Source organism: Pseudomonas sp. GM84, assembly GCF_000282535.1.
In the GTDB taxonomy this organism is placed as follows: domain Bacteria; phylum Pseudomonadota; class Gammaproteobacteria; order Pseudomonadales; family Pseudomonadaceae; genus Aquipseudomonas.
The window spans coordinates 1-8,044 of sequence record NZ_AKJC01000271.1 but is presented as its reverse complement, the minus strand read 5'-3'; the positions used below and the strand labels follow the sequence as shown (position 1 = coordinate 8,044).

The window sequence follows — 8,044 nt, the reverse complement described above, 5'->3', positions numbered from 1 at the left end:
CACCGGCGAAGCCGGTGCCATCCACTGCAGCACCTGCTTCGCGGGACAAGCCCGCTCCCACAGGGATTGCGCAGGCTTTGAAAACCAAGGCAAGACAGCTGCCCCCAATGTTACAGGCTTGGCAGCACGCCAGCCGGCAGCAGCGCGGTCAGCTTGCCTTCGGCCAACAACGCACTGGCCGCCTCGATATCCGGCGAGAAGAAGCGGTCGTGGTCGTAGTGCGGCACCTCGCGGCGCAGTACCTGGCGTGCCTGCTCCAGCTTCACCGAGGTTTTCAGCCCTTCGCGCAGGTCCAGGCCCTGGCAGGCGCCCAGCCATTCGATGGCCAGCACGCCACGGGTGTTCTCGGCCATCTCCCACAACCGCTTGCCGGCCGCCGGGGCCATGGACACATGGTCCTCCTGGTTGGCCGAGGTCGGCAGGCTGTCGACGCTGTGCGGGTGTGACAGGGCCTTGTTCTCGCTGGCCAAGGCTGCCGCTGTGACCTGGGCGATCATGAAGCCGGAGTTGACCCCGCCGTTTTCCACCAGGAACGGTGGCAGCTGCGACATGTGCTTGTCCATCATCAGCGAGATGCGCCGCTCGCTCAGCGCGCCGATCTCGGCGATGGCCAGGGCCAGGTTGTCGGCGGCCATGGCGACCGGCTCGGCATGGAAGTTACCGCCAGATACCACATCGCCCTCGGCGGCGAACACCAGCGGGTTGTCCGACACCGCGTTGGCCTCGATACCCAGCACTTCGGCGGCGTGGCGCAACTGGGTCAGGCAGGCGCCCATGACCTGCGGCTGGCAGCGCAGCGAATACGGGTCCTGGACCTTGCCGCAGTTCTTGTGCGACTGGGACACCTCGGTGGACTCACCCAACAGGTCACGGAAGCACGCTGCAGTGTCGATCTGGCCCAGCTGGCCACGGGCATCATGGATGCGTGCATCGAACGGCGAACGCGAGCCCAATACAGCTTCGACGGTCAGGCCGCCGCAAGCGATGGCGGCAGCGAACAGGTCTTCGGCCTGGAACAGACCACGCAGGGCGTAAGCGGTGGATGCCTGGGTGCCGTTGAGCAGCGCCAGGCCCTCCTTGGCTGCCAGGGTCAGCGGTTCGAGCCCGGCCACGGCCAGGGCTTCGTTGGCCGACAGCCATTCGCCGCGATGCCGCGCCTTGCCTTCGCCGAGCAGCACCAGCGACATGTGCGCAAGGGGCGCCAGGTCACCGGAAGCGCCCACCGAGCCCTTTAGCGGAATGTGCGGGTAGACCTCGGCATTGACCAGGGCGATCAGTGCATCGATGACCTTGCGGCGGATGCCGGAAAAGCCGCGGCTGAGGCTGTTGATCTTCAGCACCATGATCAACCGCACCATGGCGTCGTCCAGCGGCGCGCCGATGCCGGCGGCGTGGGACAGCACCAGCGAGCGCTGCAGGTTCTCCAGGTCATGGCTGGCAATACGGGTCGAGGCCAGCAGGCCGAAACCGGTGTTGATGCCGTAGGCCGTGCGGTCTTCGGCGATGATCCGCTCGACGCAGGCAACGCTGGCGTCGATGCCCGCGCCGGCACTCGCATCCAGGCTCAACTGCACCGGGGCCAGGTGGATACGGCGCAGCTGGGCCAGGGTCAGGCGGCCAGGAACCAGATTCAAAGCTTCCATGTTCAGACTCCTTTGCGTGATCAGCGCAGTGCCGGCAGCACTGGCTGCGGCCCTTGCGAAGCTTTCAGAAGCGCGGCGGCGCGAGCGATGTCGGGGGCCAGCCAGCGGTCTTCAAGGTAGGCCGGCACCTGCTCGCGCAGCAAGCGCCAGGCAGCATCGGTACCCGCGCCAAAGCGCTGCGCCTTGAGGAATTCGAAGGCCTGGGCGGCCAGCAGGTATTCGATGGCCAGAATCTGGGTGCAGTTTTCCAGCACCTGGTGCAGCTTGAGCGCGGCATTGGTGCCCATGCTCAGGTGGTCTTCCTGAAGACCGGAGGTAACGTAGTTGTCGAGCACCGCCGGTTGCGCCAGCTGGCGGTTCTGCGCGCACAGCGAGGCCGCGACGTACTGGACGATCATCATGCCCGAGTTGACCCCAGGGTTGCTGACCAGGAATGCCGGCAGGCCACTGACGTGCGGGTTGACCAGACGGTCCAGGCGCCGCTCGGCGATCGAGCCGATCTCGGCCATGGCGATCGCCAGCAGGTCGGCGGCCATGGCCACCGACTGGCCGTGGGGGTTGGCCTGGGACACCACCCGGAAGTCGTCCGGGGTCCCCAGCAACAGCGGGTTGTCGTTGGCGCCGTTGAGTTCCGCCTCGATCTGTCGGGCCGCGTGGGCCAACTGGTCACGGGCGGCACCGTGCACCTGCGGAATGGAGCGGATGCTCAAGGCGTCCTGGGTGCGGATACCCTTGCTGGCGGCGATCACTTCGCTGCCTTCGAGCAGGGCGCGCAGGTTCTCGCCCACCACCTGCATGCCCGGGTGCGGCTTGAGCGCGATGATTTCCGGGTCGAAGGCGGCGATCTGCCCACGCAAGGCTTCGAAGCTCATGGCGCCGATCACATCGGCCCATTGCAGCAGGCGGCTGGCGTCGTCCAGCGCCAGGCTGGCCAAGCCGGTCATGCACGGCGTGCCGTTGACCAGGCACAGGCCGTCCTTGGCGCCCAGCTGAACCGGCTCAAGGCCTTCGGCGGCCAGCGCTTCGGCGGCCTCGACGATTTGCCCGCGATAGCTGACCTTGCCGATGCCCAGCAGGCACACGCCGACATGGGCCATGTGGGTCAGGTAGCCGACCGAGCCCTGGGACGGCACCTGCGGGGTGATGCCGTGGTTGAGCAGCGCCAGCAGCGCCTCGACCACGCCACGCTGGATGCCGGACTTGCCGTGGCTGTAGTTGGCGATGGCCGCGCAGATGATCGCCCGGGCCTGCTCGTCGGGCAGCGCCGGGCCCACACCGCAGGCGTGGCTGAGCAGGGTGTTGCGCGACAGCGCGGCGAGCTGCTCACCCTGCAACGACACGTTGCACAGCGCGCCAAGCCCGGTGTTGACGCCATAGGCACGCTCGCCGCTGTCGACGATGTGGCGCACGATGGCCTGGGCATTGTCGATGCGCGCCCAGACCTGCGGCGCCAGCTCCAGGCGCGCGCCATGGCGGGCCACAGCGGCGATGTCCTGCCAGCGCAGCGCGGCGCCGGTGATGACCACGGTTGCAACTTGCGACATGGGGCTCCTCATACCGCGATCGCGCGGCGCTGGACGAAGCGGTCGACGTATTCGTCGGCCGGGTTGTGAAGGATCTGCTGGGGCGTGCCGACCTGAATCAGGCGGCCGTCCTTGAGAATGGCGATGCGATTGCCGATGCGCACCGCTTCATCCAGGTCATGGGTGATGAACACGATGGTCTTGTGCAGGGTCTTCTGCAGCTCCAGCAGCTGGTCCTGCATTTCGGCGCGGATCAGCGGGTCGAGGGCGCTGAACGCCTCGTCCATGAGGATGATGTCGGTGTCCGCCGCCAGCGCCCGGGCCAGGCCGACGCGTTGGCGCATGCCGCCCGACAGCTGGTGCGGGTACTTCTTCTCGTAGCCCTTCAGGCCCACGGTCTCGATCCACTGCATGGCTCGCTCGGCGCACAGCTGCTTGCTCTCGCCGCGCACCTTCAGGCCATAGGCGACGTTGTCCAGCACGTTGCGGTGCGGCAGCAGGCCGAAGCTCTGGAACACCATGCTGATCTTGCGCCGGCGAAATTCGCGCAGGGCTTCCATGTCGTACTTCAGGATGTCTTCGCCATCGACCAGGATCTGCCCGCTGGTGGGGTCGATCAGGCGGTTGAAGTGGCGCACCAGGGTCGACTTGCCGGACCCGGACAAGCCCATGATGACGAAGATCTCACCGCTACCGATGGACAGCGACAGGTCGTTGACCCCCACCACGCAACCGGTCTGCGACAGCACCTGCTCCTTGCTCTGCTGGTTGCGGATCAACTGCAGGGCTTCGTCGGCGCGGTCGCCGAAGATCTTGAAGACGTTCTTCACTTCGATCTTGCTGATCGCCTGCGTGCTCATTTGCTCACCTCATGGCGTGGCCGGCCATAGGCCTGGGTAATGCGGTCGATCACCACCGCGAGAATGACGATGGCCAGGCCGGCTTCAAGGCCGCGGCCGACGTTGAGGGTCTGGATACCGACCAGCACGTCCTCGCCCAGGCCACGCGCACCGATCATCGAGGCGATCACCACCATCGACAGGGCCATCATGGTGGTCTGGTTGATGCCGGCCATGATGCTTGGCAGCGCCAGCGGCAGCTGGACACCGAACAGTTGCTGCCAGCGGTTGGCGCCGAAGGCGTTGATCGCTTCCATCACTTCACCGTCGACCTGGCGAATCCCCAGGTCGGTGAGGCGGATCAGCGGCGGCGCGGCGTAGATCACCGTGGCGAAGATCGCCGGCACCTTGCCCAGGCCAAACAGCATCAGCACCGGGATCAGGTACACGAAGCTGGGCATGGTCTGCATGATGTCCAGCAGCGGCATCAGCACCGCGCGCAAGCGGTTGCTGCGGGCCGAGAGGATGCCCAGCGGGATGCCCACCAGCACCGAGATCAGCGTGGCCACCAGCATCAGTGCCAGGGTTTGCATCAGCTTGTCCCACAGGCCGACGGCGCCGACCAGGAACAGCAGCCCGGTGATGACCAGGGTCGGCAGGATGCGCCGGGTGGCGTGCCAGGCGATCAGGGCCACCACACCGAGCATCAGCCACCACGGGGTAGCGCGCAGCGCGCCTTCGAGGCTGACGATGGCCCAGAGCAAGGTGTCGGAGATATGCCGGAACACATCGCCGTAGTTGGTCACCAGGGCGTCGACCCAGCCATTGACCCAGTCGGCGATGGAGAATGTCAGGTTGTCAGGAAACATAGGATCCACTCATCAGCTGTGGACGCTCAAAGCGCCGCGTTGATCTTCTTGGCAGCATCTTCGCTGACCCAGGCCTGCCAGACTTCAGGATGTTCCTTGAGGAACGCCTTGGCCAGTGCGGGCGACTCGATCCGCTCCTTGGTCATGCGCGCCAGGTTCTGGTTCAGCAGGTCGATTGGCAGGTTGACCTTCTCCAGCACCGCCACCAGTTCGGGGGCTTGTTCGTGGAAGGTCTTGGACAGGCCGACCTTGATCGACACCGACTTGTCCACACCCTCTTTCTCCTGCAGCTTGACCAGGTCGACCTGGCCCATCAGCGGGGTTGGGGTCCAGTAGTAGAACAGGATAGGCTCGCCGCGCTTGTAGCTCGACAGTACCGCGGCATCCAGTGCCGGGCCGGTGCCAGGGCGGAAGTTGGTGTAGCTGCTTTCCAGGCCGTATTCCTTGAGCATCTTGCTGTTGTCCAGCTCGCAGGTCCAACCGGCCGGGCAGTTGTAGAAGCGGCCTTTGCTCGGCTCTTCCTGGTCCTTGAAGACACTGGCGTACTTGCCCAGGTCGGCGACGCTCTTGAGGTCCGGTGCCTTGGCTTCGAGCTTGCGCTTGGGGTCGCCCTCGATCACATAGCGGGGGACGTACCAGCCTTCTTCCGCGCCCACCACCGGGGCGCCGACGCCGACTACCTTGCCGGCGGCCTCGGCCTTCTTCCAGACCTCACTGCGGCCTACCCACTCCTCGGCGAAGACCTGGATATCGTTGGTGCCCAGAGCGTTTTCCATGGTGATGGAGTTGCCGGGCAGGCTATCGGTTTCGCAGCCGTAGCCGTTCTTCAATACGAATTGCATCACGTCGGTCAGCAGCATGCCGCTTTCCCAGTTCAGCCCGGCGAACTTCACCGGCTTGCCGGACTCGCACCAGCCAGCCGCCTGGCTGGTGCCGGCAACGCCGAGCAGGCCAAGGGTGAACAGCGAGGCAAGCAAGGTCTTGTTGGTTTTCATTGCGTGACGCTCCCAAACTTGAAAGTGGAAATCGGCAGTCCTTGCAAGGAAAAATGGCCGATCGGGGGCCGCTTTGCGGCCCTATCGCTGGCAAGCCAGCTCCCACCTGTACAGCGTTGAACCCTGTGGGAGCCGGCTTGCCGGCGATGGGCTGCACCGCAGCCCCAAAGGCCTGTCAGCCAGTAATCATCGGCAGGTTCAACCCCTGCTCTTTGGCGCAATCAATCGCAATCTGATAACCCGCATCGGCATGACGCATCACCCCGGTGGCCGGGTCGTTGGTCAGCACGCGGGCGATACGCTCGGCCGCCTCATCGGTACCGTCGCACACAATCACCATGCCAGAGTGCTGCGAGAAGCCCATGCCGACGCCGCCGCCGTGGTGCAGGGACACCCAGGTAGCGCCGCTGGCGGTGTTCAGCAGGGCATTGAGCAGCGGCCAGTCGGACACGGCATCCGAACCGTCCTGCATGGCTTCGGTTTCACGGTTGGGGCTGGACACCGAACCCGAGTCGAGGTGGTCGCGGCCGATCACGATCGGCGCCGACAGCTCGCCGCTGCGCACCATTTCGTTGAACGCCAGGCCCAGCTTGGCACGCAGGCCCAGGCCAACCCAGCAGATACGCGCCGGCAGGCCCTGGAAGCTGATGCGCTCGCGGGCCATGTCCAGCCAGCGGTGCAGGTGAGCGTCGTCCGGGATCAGTTCCTTGACCTTGGCGTCGGTCTTGTAGATGTCTTCGGCATCGCCCGACAGCGCAGCCCAGCGGAACGGACCGATACCCCGGCAGAACAGCGGGCGGATGTAGGCGGGGACGAAACCTGGGAAGTCGAAGGCATTGCTCACGCCCTCTTCCTTGGCCATCTGGCGGATGTTGTTGCCGTAGTCGAAGGTCGGCACGCCTTGTTTCTGGAAGTCCAGCATGGCTTGCACGTGCACGGCCATGGACTGCTTGGCGGCCTTGACCACGGCAGCCGGCTCGGTCTGCGCACGGTCGCGGTACTGCTCCCAGGTCCAGCCGGCTGGCAGGTAACCGTTGAGCGGGTCGTGGGCGCTGGTCTGGTCGGTGACCATGTCCGGGCGCACGCCACGCTTGACCAGCTCCGGCAGGATTTCTGCAGCGTTGCCGTGCAGGGCGATGGAGATCGCCTTGCCTTCGGCGGTGTACTTGGCGATGCGTGCCAGGGCGTCGTCGAGGTCGGTGGCCTGCTCGTCGACATAGCGGGTATCGAGGCGGAAGTCGATGCGGCTCTGCTGGCATTCGATGTTCAGCGAGCAGGCGCCGGCCAGGGTCGCGGCCAGCGGCTGGGCGCCGCCCATGCCGCCGAGGCCGGCGGTCAGTACCCACTTGCCCTTGAGGCTGCCGCCGTAGTGCTGGCGGCCAGCCTCGACGAAGGTTTCATAGGTGCCCTGGACGATGCCCTGGCTGCCGATGTAGATCCAGCTGCCGGCGGTCATCTGGCCGTACATGGCCAGGCCCTTGGCATCCAGTTCGTTGAAGTGTTCCCAGTTGGCCCAGTGCGGTACCAGGTTGGAGTTGGCGATCAGCACGCGCGGGGCGTTGGCGTGGGTCTTGAACACGCCGACCGGCTTGCCCGACTGCACCAGCAGGGTTTCGTCGTCGTTGAGGTTGGTCAGGCTCTCGACGATCTTGTCGTAGCAGGCCCAGTTGCGCGCGGCGCGGCCGATGCCGCCGTAAACCACCAGTTCTTTGGGGTTCTCGGCAACCTGTGGGTCGAGGTTGTTCATCAGCATGCGCAACGGCGCTTCGGTCAGCCAGCTTTTGGCCGTCAGCTTGTTGCCACGCGGGGCGCGGATCTCGACGTCACGGAATTTGTTCAGTTTGTTGTCAGTCACGAAAAGTGCTCCTCGGGTGCGTACAGCGCGAATGGGGACGGCCTATCCACTTTCGCGCACTTGGCTTTACTTGTACATACAAGCATATGCAATTGAATTGCCAAGTAGCCGACCGGGGGTGCATTGCGGGGGATGGGAAAGGGGTACAGCCCAGAAAAACCGGGGATCTGGAGGCAGGAAAAAAATCTGGGGCGGGGCTGGTGGAGTGGATCAGAGGGTTGACGGCATTGCGCCATCCTGGGGCGATCGGTAACAGGCTGCTCCGTTTGGAAGCGTTACCGGGTAACTCTTGGGTTGGCTGTTCCGGCCCTATCGCCGGC

The 8,044-nt window shown here is 65.2% G+C and carries 6 protein-coding genes; all 6 read right to left on the bottom strand.

Annotated features, from left to right (window positions below):
• Window positions 1-110: 110 nt before the first annotated feature.
• The 6 genes from hutH (PMI38_RS20595) to hutU all read right to left on the bottom strand — a co-directional run bounded on the left by hutH (PMI38_RS20595) (window position 111) and on the right by hutU (window position 7,724).
• Complete coding sequence (gene hutH, locus PMI38_RS20595) at window positions 111-1,643, bottom strand: histidine ammonia-lyase (RefSeq protein WP_008098133.1); 1,533 nt, start codon at window positions 1,641-1,643, stop codon at window positions 111-113.
• A gap of 20 nt (window positions 1,644-1,663) precedes the next feature.
• Window positions 1,664-3,187 (bottom strand): histidine ammonia-lyase, encoded by a 1,524-nt coding sequence (gene hutH, locus PMI38_RS20590; RefSeq protein WP_008098131.1) that lies wholly within the window; start codon window positions 3,185-3,187, stop codon window positions 1,664-1,666.
• Between the two features lie 8 nt (window positions 3,188-3,195).
• Complete coding sequence (locus PMI38_RS20585; RefSeq protein WP_008098129.1) at window positions 3,196-4,026, bottom strand: quaternary amine ABC transporter ATP-binding protein; 831 nt, start codon at window positions 4,024-4,026, stop codon at window positions 3,196-3,198.
• Window positions 4,023-4,874 (bottom strand): ABC transporter permease, encoded by an 852-nt coding sequence (locus PMI38_RS20580; protein ID WP_008098126.1) that lies wholly within the window; start codon window positions 4,872-4,874, stop codon window positions 4,023-4,025. The genes PMI38_RS20585 and PMI38_RS20580 overlap by 4 nt, the downstream gene beginning before the upstream one ends.
• A 26-nt stretch (window positions 4,875-4,900) precedes the next feature.
• Window positions 4,901-5,869 carry an ABC transporter substrate-binding protein gene (locus tag PMI38_RS20575; RefSeq protein ID WP_008098125.1) on the bottom strand — a complete coding sequence of 323 codons (969 nt, stop codon included), beginning with the start codon at window positions 5,867-5,869 and terminating at the stop codon, window positions 4,901-4,903.
• 175 nt (window positions 5,870-6,044) lie between these two features.
• Window positions 6,045-7,724 carry a urocanate hydratase gene (gene hutU / locus PMI38_RS20570; RefSeq protein ID WP_008098123.1) on the bottom strand — a complete coding sequence of 560 codons (1,680 nt, stop codon included), beginning with the start codon at window positions 7,722-7,724 and terminating at the stop codon, window positions 6,045-6,047.
• Window positions 7,725-8,044: the final 320 nt, after the last annotated feature.

Excerpts from the sequence above, each read along its gene's own strand:
- hutH (WP_008098133.1), bottom strand. The coding sequence starts at position 1,643 with ATGGAAGCTTTGAATCTGGTTCCTGGCCGCCTGACCCTGGCCCAGCTG.
- hutH (WP_008098131.1), bottom strand. The coding sequence starts at position 3,187 with ATGTCGCAAGTTGCAACCGTGGTCATCACCGGCGCCGCGCTGCGCTGG.
- PMI38_RS20585 (WP_008098129.1), bottom strand. The coding sequence starts at position 4,026 with ATGAGCACGCAGGCGATCAGCAAGATCGAAGTGAAGAACGTCTTCAAG.
- PMI38_RS20580 (WP_008098126.1), bottom strand. The coding sequence starts at position 4,874 with ATGTTTCCTGACAACCTGACATTCTCCATCGCCGACTGGGTCAATGGC.
- PMI38_RS20575 (WP_008098125.1), bottom strand. The coding sequence starts at position 5,869 with ATGAAAACCAACAAGACCTTGCTTGCCTCGCTGTTCACCCTTGGCCTG.